Origin of the sequence: Streptomyces sp. NPDC007917, assembly GCF_042959105.1 — a bacterium.
In the GTDB taxonomy this organism is placed as follows: Bacteria; Actinomycetota; Actinomycetes; order Streptomycetales; family Streptomycetaceae; genus Streptomyces.
On the sequence record NZ_JBIBKK010000006.1, the window covers coordinates 278,682 to 304,319 of the forward strand.

A 25,638-nucleotide genomic window follows, 5' to 3' on the forward strand; every position below is an offset into this window, starting at 1 on the left:
GTGGCCGGGGGCTACGCGGAGGGACCGGCTCCGTCCTCGACCAGCGCCCAGGCGTGGGCGAACAGCTCGGGCAGGGTGCGCGCGGGCAGCGGAAGGGGGTTCTCCAGGCGCCCGTTGTAGGAGCGGTCCACCCCGAGCAGCTCCGCCTTCCACGCCTCCATGGGCTGGTAGGGCTTCTTGGCGTGGATCCACTCGCCCGGCAGGAAGACCTGACGGCCGGCCCGGGGGCGCTTGTCCTCGTCGACCAGGCCGCGCTCGACCAGCACGGCGACGGCCTTCTGGTGCCGGGCGGCCTTCCACCCGTTCCAGGTGCGGACCTTCCGGTCGGTCGGCGCGGGCAGGGCCAGCAGCTGCAGATAGAGCGCCGCCGCGTCCTCGTCGATGCCGAGCTTCCCCGCGACCTGAGCCACCACATCGGGCGCGGAGGCCGCCGGATTCGTCTCGTACGCGCCGGCGGGCAGCGCGGCGCTCTCGATCCGCTCGACGATGCGCGCGCAGACCGGGCCGCGCAGCCACTCGACGATCCCCAGCTCACGGTCGTAGCGGGAGTCGGCCCTGGCCCCCAGCAGCGCCCGGGAGCGCTCGTTGTCGCCGTAGAACGCCGGGCGGAAGTACAGGCGGGTCCGGGACAGGTACCCTCGGCGGTCGACCACGCCGTCCGTGACCACGGTGAGCCCGTCGTCGATGGACGCGACGTCCAGCCGTTCCGGCCCGGCATAGGGCTGGTACCCGAATCGCTCGTGCAACTCGGCGACCGAGGCCCCCACCTCGCGGTTGAGCGTGCCGGCGTCCAGCAGCACCCCCGGGTGGTCCAACCGCTCCTGAACCACCCGCACCAGGCCGGGCGCCCCCGCTCGGACGGGGTCACCGGCGGGAAGCTCGGCGTAGACCCAGAACAGGTTGGGGACGACGGCGAGCAGGCGGTCCTCGAACCTCGCGATGTCCCGCCGGGCGTTGGCGTCGGTGACCATCGGGCCGTGGTCGGTGTTCTTGATCCAGGTGTCGACGGGGGCGCTGAGGCCGGGCTCGGCGGTGGGGTCGGTGAACGCCGCGCAGAACTCGGCCGCCGACAGGCGCAGCAGCTGCAGCTCGACGACCGCGTCGAGCGTACGCTGCGGCACCACGGCCCGCCGGCCGCGCCGCTCCCGCCACTCCTCGACCAGCCGCTCCGCCACCCCACGCATCCCGCCCGGCTCCCACAGCTCGGCGGGGTCCTCGGGCAGCACATCCGCCAGCAGCTCAAGGCGCTCCAGCGAGGTCAGCCGGGCCAGTTCGGACGCGCCGTCCTCGGCCTCGGCCACCTTGAGCCGCAGAACCTCCCGCTCATGCCCGTCGAGGAACGGGGTGTGCGCCCGGTCGAGGCCTCCCGCCAGCACGAGGGACGCGGCCGCGCGTCCCAGGCCCGTGCCGTCACACAGCAAGGCCACGGCCTGGGGGTCCCACGGCACCGGCCCGCGCTCCCTGACCAGCCCCACCAGCCGACGCAGCTGCTCGGCGCCGCCCCAGCCGCGAGGCACGTCCCGCACCTCTTCGATGGTCCCCAGGCTCGGCGGCTCCGCCTCCCCCGTCCGCAGATCCACGAACTTCCGGCCGCCCTGTCCGGCCCAGCCGACCGCGACGACGGCCCCCCGCTCGTCCCGCACCGCCTCCCGGTCGACCGTCTTGCGCACCACACCGGTGCGCAACCGCGCCTTCGGGTCGGCGAACGGCCCCTCCGCCCAGAACTCCAGCAGCGCCAGCAACCGCTGACGGCGCTCCTCGCGGGTGGACGGCGCGGCGGCGCGCAGGGCCACGGCGCCGATCCGCCCGATGAACCGTGCCCAGGACCCCTCGCCGGCCTTCCCCGGTTCGCCGTCCGGCTCGGCCGGGTCCCATGTCCCGGTCAGATAGCGCCCGGTCCGTTCGATACCGGCCAGGGAGCCGTGTCTCACCCAATGCCCCGACCCGTCGACGAGCCCGCTCAGCGCGCTCGCCACGCCGTAATCGTCCAGGGTGGCCACCTCGGCGCGCTCCGTCACCAGCCCGCCCGCTGTCGTCTCCATGGGGAAATCTTGACTCATGGGTCCGACAGCGGGCCGAGCGGCCTGTCACAGCCCGAAAAGGCGGGCGGCGTTGTCGTGGCAGACCGCGCGCAGCCAGTCGGCGCCGAGGCCGAGGTCCCGCAGGGCGCGCAGGCCTTCCCCGTACGGATACGGGATGTTCGGGAAGTCGGTGCCCAGCAGGACCTTCTCCCGCAGGGCGGCGAGCCGGGGCAGCTCGGTGCGCGGGAAGGGCATATCGGCCTCGACGAACGGGGTGAAGGACATGGTCGTGTCGAGCATGACGTGCTCGTACCGCTCGGCCAGGTCGAGGAATTCCGCGTACTCCGGCCCGCCGAGATGCGCGACCACCAGCCGCAGCGCGGGGTGGCGGACGAGGAGGGCGCCGATCGGGCCCGGCCCGGTGTGCCGGCCGGGGATGGGGCCGGAGCCGCAGTGGGTGACCACCGGTATGCCGCGTTCGGCGAGCAGCGCCCACACCCCGTCCAGCAGCGGGTCGTTGGGGTCGAACTCCCCGACCTGCACATGGCACTTGAAGACGCGCGCGCCCTGGTCGAGGGCGCGGCGCACATCGTCGAGGGCGCTGGGCTCGGCGTAGAAGGTCGCGGTGTGCAGGCAGTCGGGCGTACGGGCGGCGAAGTCGGCGGCCCAGTCGTTGAGCCAGCGGGCCATGCCCGGCTTGTGCGGGTAGAGCATCGCGGTGAAGGCGCGCACCCCGAAGCCGCGCAGCACGTCCAGGCGTACCTGCTCCTCCTGCCGGTAGGCGATCGGCCAGACCTTCCCCACGAGGGGGCCCGCCGCGTCGAAGTACGCCCAGACCTTGTCCAGGACGCGCTGCGGCATGAAGTGGGTGTGGACGTCGATGAGGTGGTCGAGCCCCACCTCGGCGCGGAAGGCGGCGACGTCGGCGCGCTCGGCGGCGCTGGTGCGGGGAAGCGGGTCGGCCATGGACGGCAGCGTAGTGCCGGTGGTGCTCACGGGCTGAAGTGGCGGGCGAGGACCGCGAGGGCGTCGGTCACCTCGCGCAGACGCTGAGGGTCGTCGGTGCCGAGGGCGGTGGCGAGGGCCGCGTCGATGGTCGTGGCGCGCACCTGCTCGACGCGGGCGGAGGGCTCGGCGGCGGGGCTGATGAGCGCGCGGCGGCGGTCGGCGGGGTCGGGGGCGGTGGTGATGGACCCCGCCTCCTTCAGCCGGGCGACGGCGGTGGAGACCTGGCTCTGCGGCAGTCCGGTGCGGGCCGCGATGTCGCCGACGGTGGTGCCGGGGTGCGCGGCGATGTCGCTGGCGGCGATCAGCACGAGGCGTGTGCTGCCCGAGTGGCGTTCGGCCCCGCCGGGGGGTTCGGGCATGGCGTCCTCGCCGATCTTCATGAGCGTACGGCCGAGGAGGAAGAGTTCGACTCCGTTCACACGGCGAGGCTACATCGAATTCGATACATCTATCTTGATACATCGAATCCGATGGATTAATGTGGCGCACGGCAGCCACGCCACCGACACGAGGGGGATCCCATGACGTACGACAACACCCGCACCGGCACCCTCGACGCGCCCGGCGCCACCCTCCACTACCAGGTGCGCGGGACCGGCCCCGCGCTGCTGATCAGCCAGAGCGGCGAGGGCGACGCCGATCGCAGCGTCGACCTCGTCACGCGCCTCGCCGACACCCACACGGTGATCACCTACGACCGGCGGGGCCTGTCGCGCAGCCGGCTCCACGACCCGTCGCACGGCGCGACGCTCGCCGAGCACGCCGACGACGCGGCGCGCGTACTCGCGGCGGTGACACCCGAGCCGGCCGCGATGCTCGGCTGCAGCCTCGGCGCCGTCATCGGCCTGCACCTCGCGGTGCGCCACCCGGGCCGGATCCACACCCTGATCGCCCACGAGCCCGTCGCGCCCCGCCTGCTGCCCGCCGCCGAACGGACCCACCACGAACACGAACTGGCCCATCTGCAAGGGCTTTACGCACAGGACGGCCTCGCCGCCGCCCTTCCGGAGATCGCCCGCGTCCTCGGCATCGACACCAGCGGCCGCGACTCCGAGCCCGGCCTGACCCCGCAGCCCATCAACGACCTGCGCCGCGCCAACTTCGACTACTTCATCCGCCACGACTTCACGGCGGTGCTCAAGGACACCCTTGATGTGGCCCCCCTCACCGACACCCCCACCCGCATCATCCCGGCCGTCGGCCGCACCACCCCCGAGGGCGTCTTCGACCGCCGCTGCGCCTACGCCCTCGCGGACGCGCTCGGCACCGAGGTGGTGGAACTCCCCGGCGGCCACAACGGCAACACCAGCCACCCGTCCGGGTACGCGGCGAGTCTGCGCGGCCTGCTCCCCGTTCCCGCTCAGCCCTGACCGATTCGTTCAAGACCACGTCGGCAGCGGCGCCGTACCGTCGGGGCCATGGAGAACATCGCCCCGGAATCGCGCCACATCAGCACCCGTATCGACCGCCCCGCCAAGGCCGTGTACGACTACGCGTCGGACCCCTCCAACCTCCCCCAGTGGGCGCACGGGCTGGGGAAGACCATCGCCGAGATCGACGGCCAGTGGATCGCCGACTCCTCCCCCCTGGGACGGGTCGTGGTCGCCTTCGCGCCCCCGAACGAGTTCGGCGTCCTCGATCACGATGTCACGCTGCCGTCGGGCGAGACCGTCTACAACCCGGTGCGGGTGATCGCCGACGGCAGCGGCTGCGAGGTGGTGTTCACGCTCCGCCGACAGCCGGGCATGAGCGACGAGGACTTCCAACGCGACGCGGACGCGGTGACCCGCGACCTCACCACGCTCAAGCAGGTGCTGGAGCGCGCCTGACGTGAGCGGCGATGACCCGCGCGCACTCCAGGGACCCGGCGTGCGAGGTGTCCACCTCCAGGTCGTAGCTCACGTCCTGGTGCACCACATCCGCCTGCGACTCGGCCATCCCCACCGCCCGATCCCCACGGGCGGCCTCACGGGCGGCGGCGACCTTGGGCTCACACCTGACGCCGACCCACAGCACACCGAGACCGCGCAGAGCCTTCACCCACCGCTGCTGTGACTCCGCCTGCCCCAGGAACACCTCGTCGACGATGACCCGGGCCCCGGCCCGGGCCATCGCGGCGATCCCCTCGATCCACGCGGCCTCCAGCGCCCTGAACTCCGACCCGACGCTCACCCCGCCGTCCGGAGCGAACTCGATCCCGGACGCCGCCCCCGTCATCGACGCGGGCATCGCCTCGACGAACGTGTCGACGCTGAACGTCAGCCATGGATCGGGCAGGACCGCTTGCAGCCCCCTGGCGAGGCTGGACTTCCCCGAGCTGGAACCACCATTGAGCACGATCACCTGAGTCGTCACGGAGCCAGCGTAGACGGCCTAACCGTCGAGCCCACCGCCCCGGACGGCATCCACGAACGCCTGCCAGGCCGACGGCTCGAAGAGCAGCGCGCCCCCTCCCCCCGATCCCGCTGCTGGCCGCTTTGCGCCGAAGGCGCGAGACGATACCCGCACCGGCAACCACACCATGCCGTCCAACGGCGAGGCGAACCGACCCCGTCGCGGCCCGAGCCCGGCTGATCCGACAACGCGGGCGCAGTCATCGCCTGGTCAGACCAAGGGGTCCCAGACCCGTACGACACCGCCCCGACCCGCCGTCAGCACCACGTGCCGACCGCCAAGCGGCGCGAACGCCACAGTCCAGACCTCACCCTCGTGTCCGGCCAGCGGCGCCCCGACCTGCCGCCCCTCGGCGAGGTCCCAGACCCGGGCGGTCCCGTCGTCGCTGCCGGTCACCGCGAGCGTACGAGCCCCGGCCGCAGCGGTGGCCAAGGCGGACGTACGCCCCCTGTGTCCCGTGGGGAAACGGCCGACCGGCTCACCCCCGACCGCGTCCCAGATCCGCATCTCGCCGGAGTCGGTCACCGCCAGCGCCACGGGGCGGCCACCGACCTCGGACAGGGCAACGGCGTGGACCAGCCCGTCGGCAGACCACTTGTGGACCAGTTCTCCGGACTCCAGATCCGACAACAGAACGTCGCCGTCACCGCCCGACACCACCACCGGACGCCCGCGCACCCGCCCCACCGCAAGACCGCTCATATCGTCGGAGTGGCCGGGAAGCTCCCGCGGCTCCTGCTCCTCCGCGTACTCGTCATCCGTCGGCCCCCACGCCTCGACCTCGGGATCCGCCGGGTCCCATACCCACACCCCGGGAGCGGCCGCACCGGCCACGAGGGTGATGCGCCCGCCCTCCAACGTCATGGCCAGGCCATGAATACAGCTGCGGAACTCTGGCGGGGGATTGAGCAGTTCGCCGCTCATCACGTCCCACAACCCCGGCCCTTGGTGCTGCCCGCCCGCGGCGAACAGCAGCCGCCCCTCGATGACGGCCACATCCACATGCTGGAAGTCCGGGTACACGGGTATTCCGTACGACCCGTTGTCGAAATCGTCCAGTGGCCGCTCCAGCCACTCGTCCCCGATCAGGTCCCACGTCCACACGTCGTCACGGCTGACGCACACCGCCCATGGCCGTCCGTTCACGTCGGCCACAGCGAAGGCGTCGATGTTTCCTTCGGACGGAATCACGCTGCTCTTGATCAACCGACTGTCAGCCATGCCGGGATCGTAACCGCGGGCCGCGAAAACCCATGTGCGCGGCGCCCGCTCCCCGACCAAGATGGGTGATCATGAGCGTGTTCATCGAGGATCCCGCGCGGCTCGGTGAGGAGCGGCTGTCCGACGGGCGTTCGCTGGGGTGGGCCGAGTGGGGCCCGCCGGACGGCGTGCCCGTGTTGCTGTGTCCGGGAGCCGCCACCAGCCGGTGGCTCGGCTTCGGCGCGGACGCCGTCCACGCGCTCGGGGTGCGCCTGGTCTCGGTGGACCGTCCGGGGCTGGGCGTCTCGACCCCCGCACCCGGCCGGGGCTTCGCCGACTTCGCCGACGACATCCGCCAACTCGCCGGGCTCCGCGGGCTCGGACGCCCGCCGCTGGTGGGGAACTCCCAGGGCGCGCCGTTCGCGCTCGCGTGTGCCGTGGAGGGCATCGCCTCCGCGCTGGCCGTCGTCTCCGGGGCGGACGAGGTGGCCGCGCCGGAGTTCGCCACCGCCTTGCCACCGGATCTGCGCGGCCTCGTCGACCGGACCGCGAGCGACCCGGCCGGCACCGAGGCGTTCTTCGCCGGTCTCAGCGCGGAGGCGATGTGGGACATGGTGATGGCGGGCAGTCCGGAGTGCGACCTCGCCGTGTACCGGGAACCCGGCTTCGCGGCCGCCTACCGCCGCGCCCTGGCCGAGGGCTTCGCCCACCGGGCGGCCGGATACGCCCGGGACACGGTCCTGGCCATGGGGCGGTGGCCGTTCGACCTCACCCGGATCGCCGTTCCGGTCGACCTCTGGTACGGCGAGCATGACACCAGCCACTCGCCCGACAACGGGGCGTTCCTGGCCACCCGCATCCCCGGCGCCGGCCGTCGCGTCGTACCGGGCATCGGCGGCGCGGTGCTGTGGACCCACGCCGAGCCCGTCCTCGTCTCCCTCCTGCAGAAGGCCGCGGCCGACCGGTAGGCGACCGTCCCGCACACCCCTCACACCTCGCACCTTCACGGCCTCGCGCTTAGGCTGTCGCCGGAGGCGATGGCTACCGACTGGTAGCCCAGACGGCGACAGACCTCGGCAGACGGCGACAGACCTCGAAGGAGCGCGCGATGAAGGGCTGGACCGCGAACGACATCCCCGACCAGACCGGCCGCACCGCCGTCGTGACCGGCGCCAACAGCGGCATCGGCTACATCACCGCCCGCGAGCTCGCCCGCCACGGCGCCCAGGTGGTGCTGGCCTGCCGCAGCGAGGCGCGGGGCGCCGAGGCCGCGGAGCGGATCCGGGCCGAGGCGCCGGGCGCGGAGGTGCGGGTCGCGCCGCTGGACCTGGCCGACCTGAAGTCCGTACGGGCCTTCGCGGCCGAGTACGAGGGCGACCGGCTCGACCTGCTGATCAACAACGCGGGTGTGATGGCCCTCCCCCACCGCAGAACAGCCGACGGCTTCGAGACGCAGTTCGGCGTCAACCACCTGGGCCACTTCGCGCTGACCGGCCTGCTGCTGCCGAAGCTGCTGGCGGCGGGGCCGGGGGCGCGGGTGGTCAGCGTCTCCAGCTTCATGCACATGCTGGGGACGGTCGACCCGCGTGACCTGAACATGGAGCGCAGGTACGGCCCTTGGACCGCCTACGCCCGCTCCAAGACCGCCAACCTCCTCTTCATCCACGAGCTCGCCCGCCGCCTGCGCGCCTCCGACACCCAGCTCACCGCCGCCGCGGCCCACCCCGGCTACGCCTCGACCAACCTCCAGACCGCCGCCCCCAAGATGGAGGGCCGCCGAGGCACCCAGCGCTTCATGGAGATCGGCAACCGCTTCTTCGCCCAATCCCCCGACAACGGCGCCCTCCCCACCCTCTACGCCGCCACCGCCCCCGACGTACACCAGGACGACTTCTTCGGCCCACCCTTCGGCATGTGGCGCGGCACCCCCACCCGCTCGCCCCGCGCGAAGTGGACGCGGGACGACAAGGCGGGGCGGGGGCTGTGGGCGGCGTCGGAGCGGCTGACGGGTGTGCGGTACGACGCGCTCGCGGGCTGACGACTCACGTTCGCCGCTGGGGGCAGGGGATCTCGGGGCGTAAGCGGTGGGGGCCGCACGCGATCAGGCAGATGGAGAGGAACCGCTGCCCGGTGAGGTACCAGCCTCCGACGACGTCTTCTCCTGTCGCGAGGGCCTTGGTGGTGTTCTTGAGCCTCGTGGACAGTGTTCCGGGGTCGCGGTCGTGGTCGGAGGCGAATGCGGCGGTGTGTTCGCGGACCTGGGTGGCGAACCAGTCGGTGGCCTGGGTGGGGTCCGTCCAGGTTCCCTGGATGAAGGTGGCGGGTTTGAGGAGCCAGTGGGCGCGTTCGAGGGGGACGGTCCTGGTGGTCTTGAACTCGGGGTGGATGGGTCGTCTGGGGCCGTCCTTGAGGAGGTCGTGGGCTGAGCCGAGCCAGGTGTAGCCGTGATGGTGGTGATGATGATGGGGGTGGTGGTGCATTGTGTCGCCTTCGCTGACCAGGAGAGGACAGCCCCGTGTGAGTGGGCGGGGCTGTCCCGTCCGCCGGGGTTACTGACGGCCGCAGCCGTCGCCGCCACCGCAGCCGCCGCCCGAGGGGGGGTGAGGGTGCGTCGGTGTCGGGCATGGTGTCGCCGTCGTCCGGGTCCTGCCGTAAGACGGCCTTGTGTCCTGCCAGCCGCATCGGGAAAATTCCCTTCTGTGCCATCGGCACGGGGACTCTCCTCGCGCCGTCGTGCACGTGCACCCGTTCCGGCTGGGCTCGACCTGCCAGGGCTCCGGTCCAGCCGGCGCGGGATCTCAAGGGGAAGCGCGACGCGCGCTGCCTACGTCGAGGCGGCCTTCTTGGCCTGCTCCTCCAGCGCGGCCCACTTCAGGCCATCCGCACGTCTGTTCGCGGACTCTCGGCGTCGCACTCCCGCTGTGTCCTGCACAAACAGGACGCTAGGGAGGTGGAGCCGGGCGATGCCACGCGATGTTCTCGAATGTTCTCGCACATCGGCGGAGTGTTCTTGTTTATTCTCACGCTGCGTAGAGAACTGCATAGCGCAGAGCGACGAAACTCCGGAATGCTGGTGCGTCACCACCCGATGAAAGGACGTGGGTATGGCGCGACGACTGCGCTTCAACGGGACGGGCTCCGGAGTTACGGGCTGCCCGGCCGTGCACGAGGATCTGGACAGCGGAGAGATCATCGTGCACGGCACACCACTCACCGACCCCGAGGACCTCACCCAGCTCGAGCACTTGGGTGAAGGCGAGGTGCCGATCGTGGTGCCGCGAGAGCTGCTGGTCGACTTCGGCCCCAAGGAAGTCACTCGCGCGCCGCGCATCATCGATCTGGACGCCTTCGGGAAGCTCTTCGAGACGTTCGAGCACACCGCCTGGCGGCTGGAGACACGCCGCCGGTTCGCGAGTGATGAATCGGCGCCCGATTACCAGGAGTTCGTCGACACGGGCCAGATGCCGCTGGAGCTCTACCACCCGTTCTTCGCCACGATCCATGAGCAGACTCAGCAAGGAAAGCGGGTCGAGCGGGTGCGCATCGTTGACGATCCGCCCACGATCGGTCAGCGCTACCTCCTCTACAGCGCAACCCGGAACAACGACATGGGAGAGGACATCCGTAACCTGTGGCGCGCCGACGCCGACCGGCTGCGGCTGCCCGCCGAGGACTTCTGGATCTTCGACTCCCGGCTCGTCGCCCTGCTCAACTTCGATGACGACGACAACCTGGTCGACGTCGAGCTGATCACCGAGCCAGTAGCGGTGAACCGCTACGTCCAGGTGCGTGACGCGGCTTGGCACTACGCGGTGCCCTACAAGGAGTTCGCGGCCGACGTGCCCTCGTAGGCAGCGTCGCGGCAAAGTAACGTGTGACCGGTGAGCACGGACTTTCAGCAGGCACGGGAGACCCTGGGAGCACGCCTCCGAGAGCTGCGTCTTTCATGCCCAGGCGGTCGGCTCACCGGCCCGCAACTGGCGGAACGACTGGGCTGGCCGCACTCCAAGATCTACAAGCTGGAGAACGCACGCCAGACCGCGTCGGCCGAAGATCTGCGAGCCTGGGCAGAGGCAACCGACCAGCCCGACGCGACCGAGGAACTGCACTCGCGGCTCAGCGGGCTCGAATCCCATATCCGGTCGTGGCGCCGCCAACTGGCCGCCGGTCACCGGCCAGTCCAGGATGCGATCACCGCCGAGCACGACCGCACGACCACACTGCGCACATGGGAGAACTGCCTCGTCGTGGGCATGCTCCAAACAGCAGACTACGCCCGCGCCGTCTTCACTCGGAACGCCGAATTCCAGCGGTCGCCACGGGACACCGAAGCTGCGGTGCGCGCTCGGGTACGGCGTCAGGAGGCGCTGTACAACTCTGGTAAGCGCTATCGGTTCCTGCTGTGGGAAGGAGTTCTGCGCGCCCTCATCTGCCCACCCTCGGTGCTCGCCGCACAGCTCGACCGGCTCATGAGTGTCATCGGCCTGGACACGGTCGAGCTCGGGATCGTGCCGTTCACCGCGCCGTTGAAGATCCAGCCGGCCAATGGCTTCTGGATCTACGACGAACGGCTGGTGATGGTGGAGGAGTGGCACGCGGAACTGTGGATCAACGACGCCCCCAGCATCGCCACCTACCTACGCGCCTGGAACACCCTGCGCGAGTCCGCCGTCTTCGGCGCCGAGGCCCACCGTGTCATCATCCAGGCGCGCCGGGCCTTGGACCTCCCGTGAGCGCGGCACGGCGGCGCACCGGCGCCCGGTGCACCCCGTGTAGCCGAGGTCCCGCGCCGCGTCTCGCCGCGCCGCTCAGATCTCCAGACCCTGCTCGATCTTGCGCAGGTTGTGCCGCGCGAGGGCCAGGTTCGCGCGCTGGCGGTCCAGGGCGATGTACAGGAAGAGCGAGCCGTTGGACTGCTGGAGCGGCCGGATGAGGTGGTACTGCCCGGTCAGCGTGATCAGGATGTCCTCGATGTTCTCGTGGAGTTCCAGGCTGGCCAGCGTGCGGACCTTGGCCCGGACGACCTCGGTGTTGCCGGCCGCGGCCAGATCCAGGTCGAGACCGTTGCCGCCGCCCGCGGTGCCCAGGGTCATTCCGCTTTCGTAGTCGACGACGGCCACCCCCACGGCACCGTCGATCGTCATGGCCTCCTTCAGAGCGGTCTCAAGGTTCATCAGCACTTCCTTCGAGGTCAACGTCGGGCGTCAGGCCGCGCGGTGGATGGGTGAGCACGGTGGTCAGCAGATCGCATGCGGCAACGGGTGCCATCACGTAACGTGCAAGAGAAGCACAGCTGTTGATGATTTTTACCCAGATTGTGATCGGCTGAGTTCTTTCTCGCCAAATTTGTGATCGAAGAGTATCGTCGCGGCACTCCAGAGTGAAGGGGGCCGGGTGTCCGAACTGGCCATGTCCATGCGCCACTTGCTCGACCACCAGGGGGTCAGCGCCGCCATGCTGGTGGACGGCACCACGGGGCTGGAGTACGGCTTCAGCGGCGACCGTTCGGCGCTGCCGCGTGCCGGGCAGGCCTGTGAAGACGCTCGTCGGGTTTCGGACACACTTGAAGCCGCCCATGGCGAGGGCGAGTTGGAGAACATCACGGTGACCACCACACAGTGTCACTACGTCACCCGGGTGGTGCCCCGGGAGCGGGGCGACGCCCTGTTGCTGGTGGTCGCGCTGGCGAGGGAGAGCACGAACCTCGCGTTGGCTGCCCGTCAGATCGATGACCACGCAAGGCACTTGTTCGCATGAGCATGGGTGACTTCCGGAGCGAGTTGACGGCGCTGTGTGAGCAACGGTTCACCGGGGTGCTGCGGATCGAGGGAAGCCCGGCGGGGGTCATGCATCTGCGCGAGGGGCTGATCGCGGGGATCGTCACCCCGGGCGCGCCGGGGCCCGAGTCCCTGTTGCTGAAGTCGGGGCGGATCACCGAGCGGGAGTGGTCCGCGGCGTTCGCCGCAGGCGCCGCGGAGGAGCGGGTGGCGGAGCAGCTGACGGCGAGCGCCGGGGTCAGCGCGGCGGAGCTGGAGGTGGTCACGGTCTCCGCCCTGTACGACGCGGCCTTCGTCCTGGCGCTGAACCGGCCGGAGCGGTGGCGGACCGAACCCGGAGCAGTCAACCTCCCGCTTCCCGTACGGCCCGGGGTGCATCCGCGGGATCTGCTGCGCGAGAACCGCCGCCGGCTGTCCGAGCTGTCCGGGCGGTGGGGCTCGCCCCAGCAGTTGGTGACGCACCGGGTGACGGGCCGGGCCGCCCCGACCGGTGTGGCGAACGCCCGTTTCCGCGACATCCTGGTGCACGCCAACGGTCGGCACACACCCCGTGACATCGCCTTTCTGGTGGGGCGCGGCACCTTCGCCGTCGTCACCGACATCGTCTCCATGACCGCCCGCGGCCTGCTGGACGGCCGTCCCGCCCCGGCGCCCACGGGGGCCGGGGCCGCGGGCGCCGCGATCAGGACACCCGCGCGCGAGGGGGGCGCCCCCGCCGCCGTACCGCCCGCCCCGCTGCCGCCCGCCGTCCTGCCCCGGCGCCGGCCGGGCCAAAGCCGCCCCGCACCGACCGACAACTGAACACAGCAGCAGCAACCCCCCGCACACCGCGCAAGGAGTTCTCTTAGTGAGTGATGAAGGACTGGCCCAGGAGCTGAAAGACCTGCGGGAACGAGTACTTGGCGTGAGTGACACCCTCATCGCCACCGCGGACGGCCTTCTCGTGGCGTCCGACAGCCACGAGATCCACGCCGAGTCGGTGGCCGCGCTCGCGGCCGCCTCGCTGGGCCTCGCCCGGCGCACCGCGGGGGAGCTCGGCATCGGCGGGCTGCGGGAAGTGGTCACCCGCGCACAGTCCGGGTACCTGGTCGTCTATGCCATCGGGGAACAGGCGCTGCTGGCGGTCAGGGGGGACGAAGGGCTCGACGTGGACGGGCTCCATGTGACATCCCGCGCGACCGTCGAGCGCCTTGCCGAGCTGATGTCCGTGGATCTCGGGGTCTGAGCAGCCGTCCGGTCAGGCGTCTGGCCGGCCGTCCGGTCAGCCGTTGAGACGGCGGCGCTCCTCGATGCGGTTCAGTACGGCGCGCAGCGCCAGTTCGTAGCCGAAGACGCCGTGGCCGCAGAGATACCCCTGGCTCACCGCCGCCGTCACCGACGTGTGCCGGAACGGCTCGCGGGCGTGCACATTGGAGATGTGGACCTCGATACAGGGCACACCCAGCCCCGCCACGGCGTCCACCGCGTCCCGCAACGCGTAGCTGTAGTGCGCGTACGCACCGGGGTTGAAGATGATGCCGTCGTCATGACGGGCCTGGTGGACGAGGTCGATGAGCACGCCCTCGCTGTTGCTCTGCGCACACCGCACCTCGGCACCCAGCTCCTGCCCCAGCGCGGCCGTACGCTCCTCGATCTGCTCCAGCGTGGTGGCCCCGTACGTGGCGGGGTCGCGCTCGCCGAGGAGGTTGAGGTTGGGACCGTGCAGCAGCAGGACGCGGGGGCGGGGGGCGGTCATCGTCAGGGGTGTCCGATTCGTTCGTCGAGGGCGCGGCGGGCGCCTTCGAGGGCGGGGGCGGTGGCCCGGCGCGCCGTCTCAGCGTCGGGGAGGCCGAGGGCGGTGGCGATCTCGTCCCAGCTGCGGCCCGAGCCGAGCAGCGCCTGGACGGCGGCGCCGAGGGCGGAGTCGGTGGCGCGGCGGGCCTCGGCGATCTCGCTGAGGGTGGCGAGCAGATCGGGGGCGGTGTGGGCGGCGCCGGTGTGCCGGCCGACGAGGGTGAGCGACTGGTCCGCGGTCACCCACCAGTCGGCCGGGGTGGGGGGCTGTTGAGTCACTGTCACCCGGCCATGGTAGCTCCGTGGACCGTTGAATGGTTTACTTGGTCCGCTGCACGGACCATGATCCGCGATAGGCCGGCATACCGGTGGCACAGCGGCGGCACACCGGCCTTGGTGAAGCGCGGCGGGCCGGATCACGGGCGCGGCGGGCCGGATCATGCTCCGGCCCGCTCCACGTCACATACCTCACGCCTCGACGCGCTCCACCTTGTCGATGAGCAGCGCGTACGCCAGCAGCCCCACGGCCACCACGATGGCGATGTAGCCGAGTGCCCACGCGAAGGAGCCGGTGCCGTCGACGATGACCCCGATCACCAGCGGGGTGAGCACCCCGCCCGCGTTGGCCATGAAGTTGAACACGCCGCCGCCGGTCCCGGTGAGCCGGCGCGGGACGGCGTCCGAGAACAGTGCCCAGCTGTTCTGCATCAGCCCCTGGGCGAAGAACGCGATCGACATGAAAGTGATCACGAGCGGAACGGAGTTGGTGAAGTTCGCGCAGACGATGATCGAGGCCAGCACGAAGCCGATCATCACGGGCGTCTTGCGGGCGAACGTACGGGACTTCCCGCTGTTCAGCATCCGGTCCGACCAGGCGCCACCGACCAGGGTGCCGACCAGCGCCGCCAGATACGGCGCGGAGGCCCAGAACCCGGCCTTGATGACACCCATGTCCTTCTCCTCCACCAGATAACTGGGGAACCAGGTGAGGAAGAAGAACAGCACGGAGGCGCTGGCGAACTGCCCGATGTACATGCCCCACAGCCGCCGGTTGGTGAGCAGCACCCGCAGATCGGCCCAGATGTCGGTGGGCTCGCTCGCCGCAGCCTTCTCGGCGGCGTCGGCGGTCTCCTGCTCGTCCGCCTGCCGGATGTGGGCGAGTTCTTCGGCGCTGACCCGCGGACTGTGCTCCGGACGGTCGTACACCCGGCGGAACCAGACGACGGAGAAGAGCAGCCCGATGGCACCGGTCACCAGGAAGACCGAGTGCCAGCCGAAGTGCACGGTGAGCAGCGAGAGCACGGGCGCGGCAATCGCCAGCCCGATGTACTCGCCCGCGGTGTATGTGGCGGTGGCCCGCCCGCGCTCGCGGCCGGGGAACCAGTTGACGACGAGCCGGTTGTTGGACGGGAAGGCCGGGGCCTCGAAGGCGCCGAGCGCGACGCGAACGCCGACCAGCGAGCCGAAGCCGCGGGTCAGCGCCATGGCGGCGGTGGCCAGCGACCAGCCGATCAGCGCGTATCCGAAGGCCAGCTTGGCGCCGACCTTGTCGATGAGCCGCCCGGTGGGGATCTGCAGCAGCAGATACGCCCAGCCGAAGGAGGACAGCAGCACGCCCTGTTCGGTGGCGCTGAGGTGGAAGTCGTCCTTGATGTGCGGGAGGGCGACCGACAGGTTCGTACGGTCCAGGTAGTTGATCGCGGTGATGACGAACAGCGACGCGAGCAGGCCGTAGCGGGCACGGCTGACCGCCGGGCGGGCGCTGTCGGGGACGAGGGGTGGGGCGGCGGAGGGGTTGGTGTTGGTGCTTGTGGTGCTCACGAAGACTCCTTTGTCCCAGCCGGGGGACTCGGCCGGGGGACTCAGCTCGGGGCTCAGCTGGGGGCTCAGCGGGATCTCAGGCCGCGGGGGCGGCCACGGCGGCCGTGGCCAGGACGCGACACGCGGTCCGGTAGGCGCGCGCGGCGGTCTCCGCGGGTGCGCGGGCGTCGAGGTCGTCGGAAAGGACCTCGACCGACACGGGAGCCCGTACGCCGGCTCGGCGCAGCAGACGCAGCAGACCGGTGAGGTCGGCCGCTCCCTCTCCCGGCAGCTGCCGCTGGTGGCGGGCTTCGTGCAGGGTGTCGGACAGGGGGGTGGGCAGAACGTCGTCGAGCTGGACGCTCACCACGGCGCCGGGCGGCAGGGCCGCGATCTCCTCGGGGCGGGTACGGCCGCGGGTGAGGTGCCAGGCGTCGAGGATCAGCCCCGGGGAGGCGGCCCCCGCCGGGCGCGGGGACCGTACGGCGGCCACGACGCGCGCCGCGAGGCCCAGGTCGCGGATGCCGGAGAACGGCATGAACTCAAGCCCCAGCACCGCCCCCGCCCGCTCGGCACGCTCGGCGGCCGCACGGAGCCCGTCGACGAGGTCCTGGTACGGGTGCTCATCGAACATCCCGGCGTTGATGCGCCGGGCGCCGAAGGTCTCCGCGATATGGAAGACGGTGTCGTCCTCACTGCGGCGCCGCTCGTCGTAGCGCCGTGGCCGCGCCCAGTGGCGCAGCAGCTCAACCTCGGTGAGCCGCAGGCCGTACTCGGTCAGCAGGCCCGTCATCCGGGCGTCGGTCCAGCCCTCCGCGCGGGCCTGCCGGTACTGGTGCACGGCCAGGCCGATGCCGGTGAACCCGGCCTGCGCGGCGGCCCGGACGCGCTCGTCGAAGGAGGCGGTGCGCAGGGTCAGGGCAGACAGGGTGAGCCCGGGTGCGTCAGTCGCCGTCATCGGAGCAACCACCGTCGTCAAGGCGACCCGCGTCGTCGGAACTACCACCGGCGTCGAAGCAACCGCCGTCATCCAGGGAGATCCACGTCTTGCCGGCCCGCTCGCGCGCCCCGGCGAACGCCTCCTGCGCACGCTCCAGCGAGAAGCGGTCGCAGATCGCCGCGCCGGGCCGCACCGCGCCGGAGGTGATGTCGGCCAGCGCGGCCGTGAAGTCGCCGGGGTGGTCGTAGATGAGCGAGCCGCGCAGGGTGAGCTGGGAGCGGACCAGCTGGTTGACGCTGAGCGGCAGCCCCGCCGAGCCGAGCCCGACGAGGACGGCGGTGGCGCCGGGGACCGTACGCTCCAGGGCCGCGCCCAGCCCGGCAGCCACCCCGGAGGACTCGAAGACGTAACGGAAGCCCCCCTCGCCGTCGGCCGCCGCGCGGGCGCCCAGCGCCTCGGCGTGCGCCAGACGGCTGGGGCGCGGCTCCACGACGGCCGGGCGGATGCCGATGGCCAGCAGCGCCTGGCACAGCAGCAGGCCCTGCGCACCCGCGCCGACGACCAGCGTCTTGTCCCCGGCCCCGACTCCCCCGCGCCGCACGGCGGTACGGGCCACCGTGTACGGCTCGGCGCAGGCGAGGTCGGCGGGGTCGGCGGTGTCGGGGACGGGGTGGGCGAACGGGGCGGGGACGGCGATCCGCTCGGCGAGGAGACCGGGCGCGTTCATGCCGACGATGGCGCGCTTGGTGCAGGCGGAGGTCAGGCCGCGGGCGCACTCGGGGCAGTCGAGACAGGCGTAGTTCGGCTCGATGACCACGCGCTGCCCCGCGGCGCGGTCCACGACCCGCTCGCCGACGGCGACCACCCGGCCGAAGCCCTCGTGGCCGACGACCCATGGCAGCGCCGGGACGGCCCGGTCGCCGTCGAAAACGGCCAGATCGGAGCCGCAGATGCCCATGCCTTCGAGGCGGACCAGGACATCGTGGGGGCCACACTCGGGTTCCGGCCAATCGTCGACTGTCTCAAGGCGGCGGGGAGCGGTGAGGACGGCTGCTTTCACCGTGTCTCCTACGTGGGGAGGGGAGGGCGGACGGGGGAGTTGGTCCGCTGAACGGACCTTGGGGTCCGTGTGCCGGTGACGATAGAACGTATGCTGAGCATCGACAAGAGGTTGCGGGCGAGTAACCCCGGTGTAAAACGGAGGGCCCGGCCGGAAACCCGGGCCTGACAAGCCAGAAAGCCCTTACCCACCCGCCCCCGGCCCTGGTCCGCGCAGCGGACCTCGGTCCATACTGGGCGTCCCCATCGGGCCTGGACAGGTCCGCCGAGCGGGCCGAACGGCGAGGAGCAGCGGGATGAGCGAAGACAGCACGGGCGGCACGGACGACAAGGGAGGGAAGGAGGGGAAGGAGGGGAAGGAGGGCGGCGAGGCCCGGGGAATGCGGACGGTCCAGCGGACCATCGACATCCTGGAGCTGTTCAACGAGCACCGCCCCGCGCTGTCCCTCCGCGAGATCGTCACCGCCAGCGGCCTGCCCAAGACCACCGTGCTGCGGATCCTGCAGACCCTGCGCCTCAACGGGCTGCTCTGGCTGGACGAACACGGCCGCTACACCGCCGGCCCCGCCTTCCTGCGCTGGGTCCGCATGGCGGACCAGGGCTGGCGGCTGCCCGCCCCCGCTCGCCGGGCGCTGCGCGAACTGGCCACCGAGCACCGGGAGACGGTGCACCTGTACGTACGGCGCGATGTACACCGCATCTGCATCGCCCAGGAGGAGGGGCCGCAGGCGCTGCGCCATGTCGTCCAGGTCGGCGACGAACTGCCGCTGTGGGCGGGCGGGCCCTCCAAGGTGCTGCTGCTCGGGGCGGACGACACGCTGCTCGACCGGGTCGCCCGCCGCTCCCCGCACGGCCCGGACCACACCGCGACGCTGCGCCGCTGGGTGGCCGAGACGCTGCGCAACGGGTACGCGGTCAGCCACGGTGAGCACGAGGAGGGGCTGTCGGCGGTGGCCGTCCCGGTACGGGCGCGGGGCGGCGAGGTGGTCGCGGCGCTGTCCTTCGGCGGCCCCTCGGCCCGCTTCACGGCGGAGCGGCTGCCACGCTTCGTCAACGCACTGACGATGGCGGCCCGCACGGTCGGGGGAAGCGGAGGGTTCGGCGGCCTGCGGGGGTAGGCGCCCTACGCCCGCAATGGACAGGGCCACTCACGGCCGCGGCAGGCAGGGCCACCGCCGCAGCGGGCAGGACGACCTACGCCCGCAGCTCCTCCGCCGCGTCCGCGACCCGCGCGATCAGCCGCAGCAGCGTCTCCCGCTCCCCCTCGTCCAGCGGCGCGAGGAAGACCCTGTTCATCCGCGCCGTACGCGTCACCAGCTTGCGGTGGACACGCACGCCGTCGTCCGTCAGCGTGAGCACATTGCGGCGCCCGTCGCGCGGGTCACGCACCCGCTCGACCAGCCCGCGCCGGGCCAGCCGGGCCACGACATCGGCGATGGTGGAGCGGTCGAGGTGGACGTGTTCGCTGAGGGTGCGCTGGTCGATGTCCGGCTTCTCGACGAGCGCGTTGAGCACCGCGAACTGCGGCGAGGTCGTCTCCTCCGAGACCATCGCCCCCCACAGCAGGGAGTGCGCCTGCTGCAGCCGGCGGGCCAGGTGCCCGGGGTGAGTGCTCAGATCGACCGCGCCCATGCCCCGTCGCCCCTCTCCGCGTCCGGCTCCTGCGCGCACCTCTTGCGCACACCCCGCATTTGATTCGTGCACGGAACAATTCTGCCCCGCGGAAGCACCCGTGTCGAGCGCCAAGGTTTCTTCCTAGACTCTCTTGACTGAGGCCCCGTGGCGATGGCAGCGTTCTGGGACGACAAAAATAATCAGCACACTGAGCATCTGGGCTCGCTGTGCGAGCACCGCGGAGTGACGATGGCCGACATCCGAAGCCTGCACGACGCCGTGGCGGACCTTGTCCACGATGGGGACACCCTCGCGATGGAGGGCTTCACCCACCTGATTCCGTACGCCGCCGCGCACGAGATCATCCGTCAGGGCATCACCGACCTCACCCTCGCCCGGATGACCCCCGACGTCATCTACGACCAGCTGATCGGCGCCGGGCTCGTCCGCAAGCTGATCTTCTCCTGGGGCGGCAACCCCGGCGTCGGCTCGCTGCACCGCTTCCGTGACGCCGTGGAGAACGGCTGGCCGCGCCCCCTGGAGCTGGACGAGCACAGCCACGCGGGCATGGCCAACCGCTATGTGGCGGGCGCGTCCAAGCTGCCGTTCGCCGTGTTGCGCGGCTACCGGGGCAGCGATATCCCCTCCCGTACGGAGACGGTCGCCACTGTCGTATGCCCCTTCACCGGCGAGGAGCTGGCCGCGGTGGCCGCCCTCAACCCGGACGTCACCGTCATCCACGCCCAGCAGGCCGACCGGAACGGAAACGTCCAGCTGTGGGGCCTGGCCGGTGTGCAGAAGGAGGCGGCGCTCGCCGCCGACCGGGTCCTGGTGACCGTGGAGGAGATCGTCGACACCCTGGAGCCACGGCCGGGCGGGGTCACCCTGCCGACCTGGGTCATCGACGCGGTGGCCCACGTCCCCGGCGGCGCCCACCCCTCGTACGCCTCCGGCTACTCGACCCGCGACAACGCCTTCTACCAGGCCTGGGACCCGGTCGCCCGCGACCGCGAGGCGTTCACGCGATGGATCGAGGAGAACGTGCGAGGCAGCATCGGCAGCGGCATCAATGGCGGCGGCAGCGGCAGCGGCGACAAGGTTGGCGCGCGATGACCGACCACACCACACGCAACGGCTTCACCCGCGACGAGCTGATGGAGGTCAACGCCGCCCGCGCGCTCGCCGGCGCCAGGACCTGCTTCGTCGGCATCGGCCTGCCCAGCACCGCCGCCAACCTCGCCCGCGCCACCGTCAATCCGGACCTGGTCCTGATCTACGAGTCGGGGACGATCGGCTCCAAGCCGACCCGGCTGCCGCTGTCCATCGGCGACGGCGAGCTCGCGGAGACCGCGGACGCCGTGGTGCCGGTGCCGGAGATGTTCAACTACTGGCTGCAGGGCGGCCGGATCGACGTCGGCTTCCTGGGCGCGGCGCAGGTCGACCGCTACGCCAACATCAACACCACGGTCGTGGACCGCGGCCCGGACAAGCCGGAGGGGCGGCTGCCCGGCGCGGGCGGCGCGCCCGAGATCGCCTCGAACTGCGGCAAGGTGCTGATGGTGCTGCGCCACTCCCCCCGTAACTTCGTCCCCAAGCTCGACTTCGTGACCACCCTCGGCCACGGCGCCGGCCCCGGCGACCGCAAGAAGCTCGGCATGCCGGGCGCCGGCCCGGTCGCCGTCATCACCGACCTCGGCGTGCTGCGCCCCGACCCGGCGACCGCGGAGCTGGTGCTGACCGAGCTGCACCCGGGGGTATCTGTCGAGCAGGTACGGGCCGCCACGGGCTGGGAGCTGCGGGTGAGCGACGGACTCGGCGTGACCGAGCCGCTGACGCCGCAGGAGCTGGCCGCGCTGCGCGCGCTCAAGAACGCCGGAAAGAACGCCGGAAAGGACGCTGAGGACAGATGAGCAACGGCACCCTGCGCGAGGTCTACATCGTCGACGCCGTCCGCACCCCCGTCGGCAAGTACGGCGGTGCGCTCGCGGGTGTGCGCCCCGACGACCTGGCCGCCCATGTCGTACGCGCCCTCCTCGCCCGTTCACCCGAGTTGGACCCGGCACGGATTGACGACGTCTACTTCGGCAACGCCAACGGCGCGGGCGAGGAGAACCGCGATGTGGCCCGGATGGCCGTCCTGCTGGCGGGGCTCCCCGTCAGCGTGCCCGGCGCCACCGTCAACCGGCTGTGCGCCTCCGGCCTGGAGGCCGTGCTGCAGGCGGCCCGCGCCATCGCCGTCGGCGACGCGCACATCGCGCTGGCCGGGGGCGTGGAGTCGATGAGCCGCGCCCCCTGGGTGCTGCCCAAGCCGGAGCGTGCCTTCCCGGCCGGACACCAGCAGCTGTACTCCACCACCCTCGGCTGGCGCATGACCAACCCCGGCATGCCGCCGGAGTGGACCGTCGCCCTCGGCGAGGGCGCCGAGCTGATCGCCGACAAGCACGGCATCAGCCGCGAGGCGCAGGACGCGTACGCGCTCACCAGCCACCAGAAGGCGGTACGGGCGTGGAAGGAAGGGGCGTACGACGCGGAGGTCGTGCCGTACGAGGGCGTGGACCTGCCCCGGGACGAGACCATCCGCGACACCACATCACTCGAGTCCCTGGCCAAGCTGAAGCCCGCCTTCCGCAAGGACGGCGGCACGGTCACCGCAGGCAACTCCTCCCCGCTCAACGACGGCGCGGCCGCGCTGCTGCTCGTCGACGAGGAGGGGCTCGCGGCCACCGGGCGCGAGCCGCTGGCCCGTATCGGCGCCTCCGCCGTCACCGGTATCGAGCCGCAGTACTTCGGCCTCGGGCCGGTCGAGGCCGTGAACCGCGCGCTCGCCAAGGCCGGCCGCGCCTTCGCCGATCTGACCACCCTGGAGCTCAACGAGGCCTTCGCCGCGCAGGTGCTGGGCTGCCTCGCCGAGTGGCCGGACCTGGACCCCGCCCTGCTCAACCCGCGCGGCGGCGCCATCGCCATCGGCCACCCCCTCGGCGCCTCCGGCGCCCGGCTCGCCGGAGCCGTCGCCCACCAGCTCGCGGCGGCCGGCTCCGGGGTGGGCCTGGCCACGCTGTGCATCGGCGTCGGGCAGGGCCTCGCCCTCGTACTCGAAAGGTAACGGTGACTCAGATGCCCGCCCAGATACCTGAGGTGCCCCTCACCCAGTCCGACATCGACGGCGAACTGGCCGCGATCCACGAGGAGTACGGCAAGGCGCGCGCCGGCGGGGCGCCCGCCGCCCACCACCCGCCGCGCGACTTCCCGCCGTACCGCAGCAGCCTGCTGCGCCACCCCGAACAGCCGCTCGTCGCCGTCCAGGGCGACCCGGAGACCGTCGAGCTGCACACGCCGGTCTTCGGCCACACCGACATCACCGCGACCGACAACGACCTCACCGTCCAGCACCCGGGCGAACCCCTCGGCGAGCGCATCACCGTCACCGGACGGCTCCTGGACAGCCGGGGCCGCCCGGTGCGCGGACAGCTCATCGAGCTGTGGCAGGCCAACGCGTCCGGCCGCTACGCCCATCTGCGCGACCGGCACCCCGCCCCGCTCGACCCCAACTTCACCGGCGTCGGGCGCACCCTCACCGGCGACGACGGGGGCTACACCTTCACCACGATCAAGCCGGGCGCGTATCCGTGGCGCAACCACGTCAACGCGTGGCGCCCCGCGCACCTCCACTTCTCCCTCTTCGGGACGGCGTTCGCCCAGCGCCTGGTCACTCAGATGTACTTCCCCGGCGACCCGCTCCTCGCCTACGACCCGATCCTGCAGTCGGTCGCCGACGAGCGGGCGCGGCAGCGGCTGGTCGCGGCGTACGACCACACGCTCTCCCAGCCCGAATGGTCACTCGGCTACCGCTGGGACATCGTCCTGGACGGGCCGTCCGCCACCTGGATCGAGGAAGGCCGCTGATGCCGACCCAACCGCCCTTGTCCCCCACCCCCTCGCACACCGTCGGCCCCTTCTACGGCTACGCGCTGCCCTTCACCGGCGGCGGCGACATGGCCCCGGCGGGGCGCGCGGACGCGATCACCCTGCACGGACACGTCTACGACGGCGCGGGCGCCCCCGTCCCCGACGCCCTGGTCGAACTCTGGCAGGCGGGCCCGGACGGCTCCCTGTCCGGCGCCCCCGGCTCGATCCGCCGCGACCCGGTGACCGGCGGCTACGCCGGACGCAACGGCGTGGACTTCACCGGCTTCGGCCGGATTCCCACGGACGCCGACGGCCACTGGACCGCCCGCACCCTCCCCCCGGGCGCCCCCTCCCCGGCCCCCTACATCAGCGTCTGCGTCCACGCACGCGGCCTGCTGCACCACCTCTTCACCCGCGTCTACCTCCCCGAGAACGCCACCGCCAACGCCGCCGACCCCCTCCTCGCCTCGCTTCCCCCGGCCCGCCGCGAGACCCTGGTGGCAACGGCCGGGCCGCAGCCCGGGACGTACCGCTTCGACATCCGCCTGCAGGGCGAGGGGGAGACGGTCTTCCTTGAGTTCCGCTAGCCCCCACGACGCGGCCGCTTCCGCCGGCGACAGCGGGCTGCTGTCACCGGTGCGGGTCGGGACGGCCGTCGAGGAGGCCACCGGGGACTCGGCGTTTCTGCAGGCCATGCTGGACGCGGAGGCCGCGCTCACCCGGGCGCAGGCCGCGCTCGGCCAGGCGCCCGCCGCGGCCGCGGCGGCGGTTGGGGGCGCGGCCCGGGTCGAGCTGTACGACGTGCGCGACCTCGCCGTACGCGCCCGCGCCGGGGGCAACCCGGTCATCCCCCTGGTCGCCGAGGTGACGGCGGCGGTGGCCCGTGCGGACCGGGAGGCGGCCGCGTACGTCCATCGCGGCGCGACCAGCCAGGACATCCTGGACACCGCCACCATGCTGGTCACCGCCCGCGCCCTGCCCCTCATCCTGGCCGACCTCGCCCGCACGGCCACCGCGCTCGGCCGCCTCGCCGCCACCCACCGCACCACCCCCATGCCCGCCCGCACCCTCACCCAACACGCCGTCCCCACCACCTTCGGCCTCAAGGCAGCAGGCTGGCGCGCCCTCACCCTGGACGCCCACGACCGCCTCACCGCGCTGCGACTGCCCGCGCAGTTGGGTGGTGCGGCCGGTACGCTGGCGGCCTTCGCGGCGCCGGCGGAGGGGCCCGGTACGGGGTCGGCAACCGCGCCCCCGGCCCCGCCCGGCCGGGGCCCGCTCCCGCCGACCGCGCCCGACTCGGGCCACGCGCCCGGCGGCATGTCCGGTGACGATCCCGGGGTTCGGCTCATGGCGCGATTCGCCGCCGAGTTGGGGCTCGCCGAGCCCGTGCTGCCGTGGCATACGCTGCGTACCCCCGTGGCCGACCTCGGGGCCGCGCTGGCCTTCGCCGTGGGTGCGTTGGGGAAGGTCGCGGCGGATGTCCTGGTGCTCTCCCGGACGGAGCTCGGGGAGGTCGCCGAGGGCAGCGGGGGCGGCTCGTCCGCGATGCCGCACAAGAGCAACCCCGTGCGCGCCACGCTCATCGCCGCCGCCGCCCGGCAGGCGCCCGGGCTCGCCGCCACGCTCCTCGGCTCGCTCGCCGCCGAGGACGAGCGGCCCGCCGGGGCGTGGCACGCCGAGTGGCAGCCGCTGCGCGAGCTGCTGCGGCTGGCGGGCGGGGCCGCGCGGGAGGCCGCCGAGCTGGCGGAGGGCCTGCGGGTGTTCCCGCGCCGGATGGGCGAACACCTCGCGCTGACCGACGGCCTCATCGTCAGCGAGCGGATCGCCGCCGCGCTCACACCCCTCGTCGGCCGCTCGCGCGCGAAGGAGCTGCTGGCGTCGGCGTCCCGGCGGGCGAGGGAGGAGGGCGTCGGGCTGGCGGCGGCACTGGGCGCGACCCTGGCGGAGGAACCGGGGCTCGCGGGCGTGCTCTCCGAGGCGCGGCTGCGGGAGCTGACGGACCCGGCGCGCTACACCGGCTCCGCCGCCGCGCTCGTCGACCGGGCGCTCGGGCGCCCGGGCCCTGACCTCCCCAGCCCGCCGCACGCCGGCGATGCATGACCCTGGTCCCTCGTCTCAGCCCGTCTCCAGCCCGCCCAAAGCC

29 protein-coding genes are annotated in these 25,638 nt (G+C 72.2%); 16 read left to right on the forward strand and 13 right to left on the reverse strand.

Going from position 1 to position 25,638, the window contains the following annotated elements:
• Nucleotides 1–11: 11 nt before the first annotated feature.
• From ACFZDL_RS14070 to ACFZDL_RS14080, 3 genes are read right to left on the reverse strand one after another with little or no spacing between them, the layout of a single operon-like run.
• A complete protein-coding gene (locus ACFZDL_RS14070; protein WP_353589390.1) occupies nucleotides 12–2,042 on the reverse strand; it encodes a hypothetical protein in 2,031 nt (676 codons plus the stop codon).
• A gap of 45 nt (nucleotides 2,043–2,087) precedes the next feature.
• Nucleotides 2,088–2,987 carry an amidohydrolase family protein gene (locus ACFZDL_RS14075; RefSeq protein WP_353589392.1) on the reverse strand — a complete coding sequence of 300 codons (900 nt, stop codon included), beginning with the start codon at nucleotides 2,985–2,987 and terminating at the stop codon, nucleotides 2,088–2,090.
• Nucleotides 2,988–3,013: 26 nt separating this feature from the next.
• Nucleotides 3,014–3,448, reverse strand: a complete 435-nt coding sequence (locus tag ACFZDL_RS14080; protein WP_353589394.1) for a helix-turn-helix domain-containing protein — start codon at nucleotides 3,446–3,448, stop codon at nucleotides 3,014–3,016.
• A gap of 102 nt (nucleotides 3,449–3,550) precedes the next feature.
• Here ACFZDL_RS14080 and ACFZDL_RS14085 point away from each other — a divergent pair, with 102 nt between their 5' ends.
• Both ACFZDL_RS14085 and ACFZDL_RS14090 read left to right on the forward strand, forming a co-directional pair.
• Entirely contained in the window at nucleotides 3,551–4,399 is an 849-nt protein-coding gene (locus tag ACFZDL_RS14085; RefSeq protein WP_353589395.1) for an alpha/beta hydrolase, read from the forward strand.
• Nucleotides 4,400–4,447: 48 nt separating this feature from the next.
• On the forward strand, nucleotides 4,448–4,858 hold the full coding sequence (locus ACFZDL_RS14090) for an SRPBCC family protein (RefSeq protein ID WP_353589397.1): 411 nt from the start codon (nucleotides 4,448–4,450) through the stop codon (nucleotides 4,856–4,858).
• Here ACFZDL_RS14090 and cpt read toward each other — a convergent pair.
• Nucleotides 4,833–5,384, reverse strand: a complete 552-nt coding sequence (gene cpt / locus ACFZDL_RS14095; RefSeq protein ID WP_353589398.1) for a chloramphenicol phosphotransferase CPT — start codon at nucleotides 5,382–5,384, stop codon at nucleotides 4,833–4,835. The genes ACFZDL_RS14090 and cpt overlap by 26 nt on opposite strands.
• Before the next feature lie 249 nt (nucleotides 5,385–5,633).
• Nucleotides 5,634–6,644, reverse strand: coding sequence for a hypothetical protein (locus ACFZDL_RS14100; RefSeq protein WP_353589400.1), 1,011 nt, complete (start codon nucleotides 6,642–6,644; stop codon nucleotides 5,634–5,636).
• 71 nt (nucleotides 6,645–6,715) lie between these two features.
• Between ACFZDL_RS14100 and ACFZDL_RS14105 the strand changes: the two genes are divergently transcribed.
• Together ACFZDL_RS14105 and ACFZDL_RS14110 are read left to right on the forward strand one after the other, a co-directional pair.
• The gene (locus tag ACFZDL_RS14105; protein WP_353589401.1) at nucleotides 6,716–7,591 is read left to right on the forward strand and encodes an alpha/beta hydrolase; all 876 of its coding nucleotides are present in this window, start codon (nucleotides 6,716–6,718) and stop codon (nucleotides 7,589–7,591) included.
• Between the two features lie 140 nt (nucleotides 7,592–7,731).
• Nucleotides 7,732–8,661, forward strand: a complete 930-nt coding sequence (locus ACFZDL_RS14110; RefSeq protein WP_353589403.1) for an oxidoreductase — start codon at nucleotides 7,732–7,734, stop codon at nucleotides 8,659–8,661.
• Nucleotides 8,662–8,665: 4 nt separating this feature from the next.
• Here ACFZDL_RS14110 and ACFZDL_RS14115 read toward each other — a convergent pair whose 3' ends face one another.
• On the reverse strand, nucleotides 8,666–9,103 hold the full coding sequence (locus ACFZDL_RS14115; RefSeq protein ID WP_353589405.1) for a hypothetical protein: 438 nt from the start codon (nucleotides 9,101–9,103) through the stop codon (nucleotides 8,666–8,668).
• A 624-nt stretch (nucleotides 9,104–9,727) separates the two neighbouring features.
• On the opposite strand from ACFZDL_RS14115, the gene ACFZDL_RS14120 reads away from it, so the two are divergent.
• Both ACFZDL_RS14120 and ACFZDL_RS14125 read left to right on the forward strand, forming a co-directional pair.
• Nucleotides 9,728–10,474 (forward strand): DUF6879 family protein, encoded by a 747-nt coding sequence (locus ACFZDL_RS14120; protein ID WP_353589407.1) that lies wholly within the window; start codon nucleotides 9,728–9,730, stop codon nucleotides 10,472–10,474.
• A gap of 30 nt (nucleotides 10,475–10,504) precedes the next feature.
• Nucleotides 10,505–11,356: a helix-turn-helix transcriptional regulator gene (locus ACFZDL_RS14125; protein WP_353589408.1), complete on the forward strand. Its 852-nt coding sequence runs from the start codon at nucleotides 10,505–10,507 to the stop codon at nucleotides 11,354–11,356.
• A 75-nt stretch (nucleotides 11,357–11,431) separates the two neighbouring features.
• Here the strand turns inward: ACFZDL_RS14125 and ACFZDL_RS14130 are convergent, their stop codons facing one another.
• A complete protein-coding gene (locus ACFZDL_RS14130; protein WP_353589410.1) occupies nucleotides 11,432–11,797 on the reverse strand; it encodes a hypothetical protein in 366 nt (121 codons plus the stop codon).
• 220 nt (nucleotides 11,798–12,017) lie between these two features.
• Here ACFZDL_RS14130 and ACFZDL_RS14135 point away from each other — a divergent pair, with 220 nt between their 5' ends.
• The 3 genes from ACFZDL_RS14135 to ACFZDL_RS14145 are packed head-to-tail and all read left to right on the forward strand — an operon-like array spanning nucleotide 12,018 to nucleotide 13,625.
• Nucleotides 12,018–12,380, forward strand: a complete 363-nt coding sequence (locus ACFZDL_RS14135) for a hypothetical protein (RefSeq protein ID WP_353589412.1) — start codon at nucleotides 12,018–12,020, stop codon at nucleotides 12,378–12,380.
• Nucleotides 12,377–13,201 (forward strand): hypothetical protein, encoded by an 825-nt coding sequence (locus ACFZDL_RS14140; RefSeq protein ID WP_353589414.1) that lies wholly within the window; start codon nucleotides 12,377–12,379, stop codon nucleotides 13,199–13,201. The genes ACFZDL_RS14135 and ACFZDL_RS14140 overlap by 4 nt, the downstream gene beginning before the upstream one ends.
• Before the next feature lie 46 nt (nucleotides 13,202–13,247).
• Nucleotides 13,248–13,625, forward strand: coding sequence for a roadblock/LC7 domain-containing protein (locus ACFZDL_RS14145; RefSeq protein WP_353589415.1), 378 nt, complete (start codon nucleotides 13,248–13,250; stop codon nucleotides 13,623–13,625).
• Nucleotides 13,626–13,661: 36 nt separating this feature from the next.
• Here the strand turns inward: ACFZDL_RS14145 and aroQ are convergent, their stop codons facing one another.
• From aroQ to ACFZDL_RS14170, 5 genes are all read right to left on the reverse strand, one after another.
• Nucleotides 13,662–14,135, reverse strand: coding sequence for a type II 3-dehydroquinate dehydratase (gene aroQ, locus ACFZDL_RS14150; protein WP_353589417.1), 474 nt, complete (start codon nucleotides 14,133–14,135; stop codon nucleotides 13,662–13,664).
• 2 nt (nucleotides 14,136–14,137) lie between these two features.
• Entirely contained in the window at nucleotides 14,138–14,458 is a 321-nt protein-coding gene (locus tag ACFZDL_RS14155; protein ID WP_353589419.1) for a hypothetical protein, read from the reverse strand.
• Nucleotides 14,459–14,641: 183 nt separating this feature from the next.
• The gene (locus tag ACFZDL_RS14160) at nucleotides 14,642–15,994 is read right to left on the reverse strand and encodes an MFS transporter (protein ID WP_353589420.1); all 1,353 of its coding nucleotides are present in this window, start codon (nucleotides 15,992–15,994) and stop codon (nucleotides 14,642–14,644) included.
• Between the two features lie 76 nt (nucleotides 15,995–16,070).
• Nucleotides 16,071–16,931, reverse strand: a complete 861-nt coding sequence (locus ACFZDL_RS14165) for a TIM barrel protein (RefSeq protein ID WP_353589422.1) — start codon at nucleotides 16,929–16,931, stop codon at nucleotides 16,071–16,073.
• Nucleotides 16,918–17,973, reverse strand: coding sequence for an alcohol dehydrogenase catalytic domain-containing protein (locus ACFZDL_RS14170; RefSeq protein ID WP_353589424.1), 1,056 nt, complete (start codon nucleotides 17,971–17,973; stop codon nucleotides 16,918–16,920). Before ACFZDL_RS14170 ends, ACFZDL_RS14165 begins: the two co-directional genes overlap by 14 nt.
• Nucleotides 17,974–18,268: 295 nt before the next feature.
• Between ACFZDL_RS14170 and ACFZDL_RS14175 the strand changes: the two genes are divergently transcribed.
• On the forward strand, nucleotides 18,269–19,090 hold the full coding sequence (locus tag ACFZDL_RS14175; RefSeq protein WP_353589426.1) for an IclR family transcriptional regulator: 822 nt from the start codon (nucleotides 18,269–18,271) through the stop codon (nucleotides 19,088–19,090).
• A gap of 76 nt (nucleotides 19,091–19,166) precedes the next feature.
• On the opposite strand, the gene ACFZDL_RS14180 is transcribed toward ACFZDL_RS14175, so the two are convergent.
• Nucleotides 19,167–19,604 carry a MarR family transcriptional regulator gene (locus ACFZDL_RS14180; RefSeq protein ID WP_353589428.1) on the reverse strand — a complete coding sequence of 146 codons (438 nt, stop codon included), beginning with the start codon at nucleotides 19,602–19,604 and terminating at the stop codon, nucleotides 19,167–19,169.
• 231 nt (nucleotides 19,605–19,835) lie between these two features.
• On the opposite strand from ACFZDL_RS14180, the gene ACFZDL_RS14185 reads away from it, so the two are divergent.
• The 6 genes from ACFZDL_RS14185 to ACFZDL_RS14210 are packed head-to-tail and all read left to right on the forward strand — an operon-like array spanning nucleotide 19,836 to nucleotide 25,595.
• Complete coding sequence (locus ACFZDL_RS14185) at nucleotides 19,836–20,699, forward strand: CoA transferase subunit A (protein ID WP_353589753.1); 864 nt, start codon at nucleotides 19,836–19,838, stop codon at nucleotides 20,697–20,699.
• Nucleotides 20,696–21,496: a CoA-transferase gene (locus ACFZDL_RS14190; RefSeq protein ID WP_353589430.1), complete on the forward strand. Its 801-nt coding sequence runs from the start codon at nucleotides 20,696–20,698 to the stop codon at nucleotides 21,494–21,496. The genes ACFZDL_RS14185 and ACFZDL_RS14190 overlap by 4 nt, the downstream gene beginning before the upstream one ends.
• Nucleotides 21,493–22,689, forward strand: a complete 1,197-nt coding sequence (locus ACFZDL_RS14195) for a thiolase family protein (protein WP_353589432.1) — start codon at nucleotides 21,493–21,495, stop codon at nucleotides 22,687–22,689. Before ACFZDL_RS14190 ends, ACFZDL_RS14195 begins: the two co-directional genes overlap by 4 nt.
• Before the next feature lie 11 nt (nucleotides 22,690–22,700).
• A complete protein-coding gene (gene pcaH / locus ACFZDL_RS14200) occupies nucleotides 22,701–23,489 on the forward strand; it encodes a protocatechuate 3,4-dioxygenase subunit beta (protein WP_391191133.1) in 789 nt (262 codons plus the stop codon).
• Complete coding sequence (gene pcaG, locus ACFZDL_RS14205; protein WP_353589434.1) at nucleotides 23,489–24,079, forward strand: protocatechuate 3,4-dioxygenase subunit alpha; 591 nt, start codon at nucleotides 23,489–23,491, stop codon at nucleotides 24,077–24,079. Before pcaH ends, pcaG begins: the two co-directional genes overlap by 1 nt.
• Complete coding sequence (locus ACFZDL_RS14210) at nucleotides 24,066–25,595, forward strand: lyase family protein (RefSeq protein WP_353589436.1); 1,530 nt, start codon at nucleotides 24,066–24,068, stop codon at nucleotides 25,593–25,595. Before pcaG ends, ACFZDL_RS14210 begins: the two co-directional genes overlap by 14 nt.
• Nucleotides 25,596–25,638 lie beyond the last annotated feature (43 nt).

Bases quoted from the DNA above. Each gene is read 5' to 3' on its own strand.
- ACFZDL_RS14185 (WP_353589753.1), top strand. From the start codon at position 19,836: ATGGCCGACATCCGAAGCCTGCACGACGCCGTGGCGGACCTTGTCCAC.
- ACFZDL_RS14100 (WP_353589400.1), bottom strand. From the start codon at position 6,644: ATGGCTGACAGTCGGTTGATCAAGAGCAGCGTGATTCCGTCCGAAGGA.
- ACFZDL_RS14165 (WP_353589422.1), bottom strand. From the start codon at position 16,931: ATGACGGCGACTGACGCACCCGGGCTCACCCTGTCTGCCCTGACCCTG.
- ACFZDL_RS14110 (WP_353589403.1), top strand. From the start codon at position 7,732: ATGAAGGGCTGGACCGCGAACGACATCCCCGACCAGACCGGCCGCACC.
- ACFZDL_RS14075 (WP_353589392.1), bottom strand. From the start codon at position 2,987: ATGGCCGACCCGCTTCCCCGCACCAGCGCCGCCGAGCGCGCCGACGTC.
- ACFZDL_RS14195 (WP_353589432.1), top strand. From the start codon at position 21,493: ATGAGCAACGGCACCCTGCGCGAGGTCTACATCGTCGACGCCGTCCGC.
- ACFZDL_RS14115 (WP_353589405.1), bottom strand. From the start codon at position 9,103: ATGCACCACCACCCCCATCATCATCACCACCATCACGGCTACACCTGG.
- ACFZDL_RS14190 (WP_353589430.1), top strand. From the start codon at position 20,696: ATGACCGACCACACCACACGCAACGGCTTCACCCGCGACGAGCTGATG.
- pcaG (WP_353589434.1), top strand. From the start codon at position 23,489: ATGCCGACCCAACCGCCCTTGTCCCCCACCCCCTCGCACACCGTCGGC.
- ACFZDL_RS14105 (WP_353589401.1), top strand. From the start codon at position 6,716: ATGAGCGTGTTCATCGAGGATCCCGCGCGGCTCGGTGAGGAGCGGCTG.
- ACFZDL_RS14070 (WP_353589390.1), bottom strand. From the start codon at position 2,042: ATGGAGACGACAGCGGGCGGGCTGGTGACGGAGCGCGCCGAGGTGGCC.
- ACFZDL_RS14130 (WP_353589410.1), bottom strand. From the start codon at position 11,797: ATGAACCTTGAGACCGCTCTGAAGGAGGCCATGACGATCGACGGTGCC.
- ACFZDL_RS14140 (WP_353589414.1), top strand. From the start codon at position 12,377: ATGAGCATGGGTGACTTCCGGAGCGAGTTGACGGCGCTGTGTGAGCAA.
- ACFZDL_RS14085 (WP_353589395.1), top strand. From the start codon at position 3,551: ATGACGTACGACAACACCCGCACCGGCACCCTCGACGCGCCCGGCGCC.
- ACFZDL_RS14180 (WP_353589428.1), bottom strand. From the start codon at position 19,604: ATGGGCGCGGTCGATCTGAGCACTCACCCCGGGCACCTGGCCCGCCGG.
- aroQ (WP_353589417.1), bottom strand. From the start codon at position 14,135: ATGACCGCCCCCCGCCCCCGCGTCCTGCTGCTGCACGGTCCCAACCTC.
- pcaH (WP_391191133.1), top strand. From the start codon at position 22,701: ATGCCCGCCCAGATACCTGAGGTGCCCCTCACCCAGTCCGACATCGAC.
- ACFZDL_RS14090 (WP_353589397.1), top strand. From the start codon at position 4,448: ATGGAGAACATCGCCCCGGAATCGCGCCACATCAGCACCCGTATCGAC.
- ACFZDL_RS14175 (WP_353589426.1), top strand. From the start codon at position 18,269: ATGAGCGAAGACAGCACGGGCGGCACGGACGACAAGGGAGGGAAGGAG.
- ACFZDL_RS14120 (WP_353589407.1), top strand. From the start codon at position 9,728: ATGGCGCGACGACTGCGCTTCAACGGGACGGGCTCCGGAGTTACGGGC.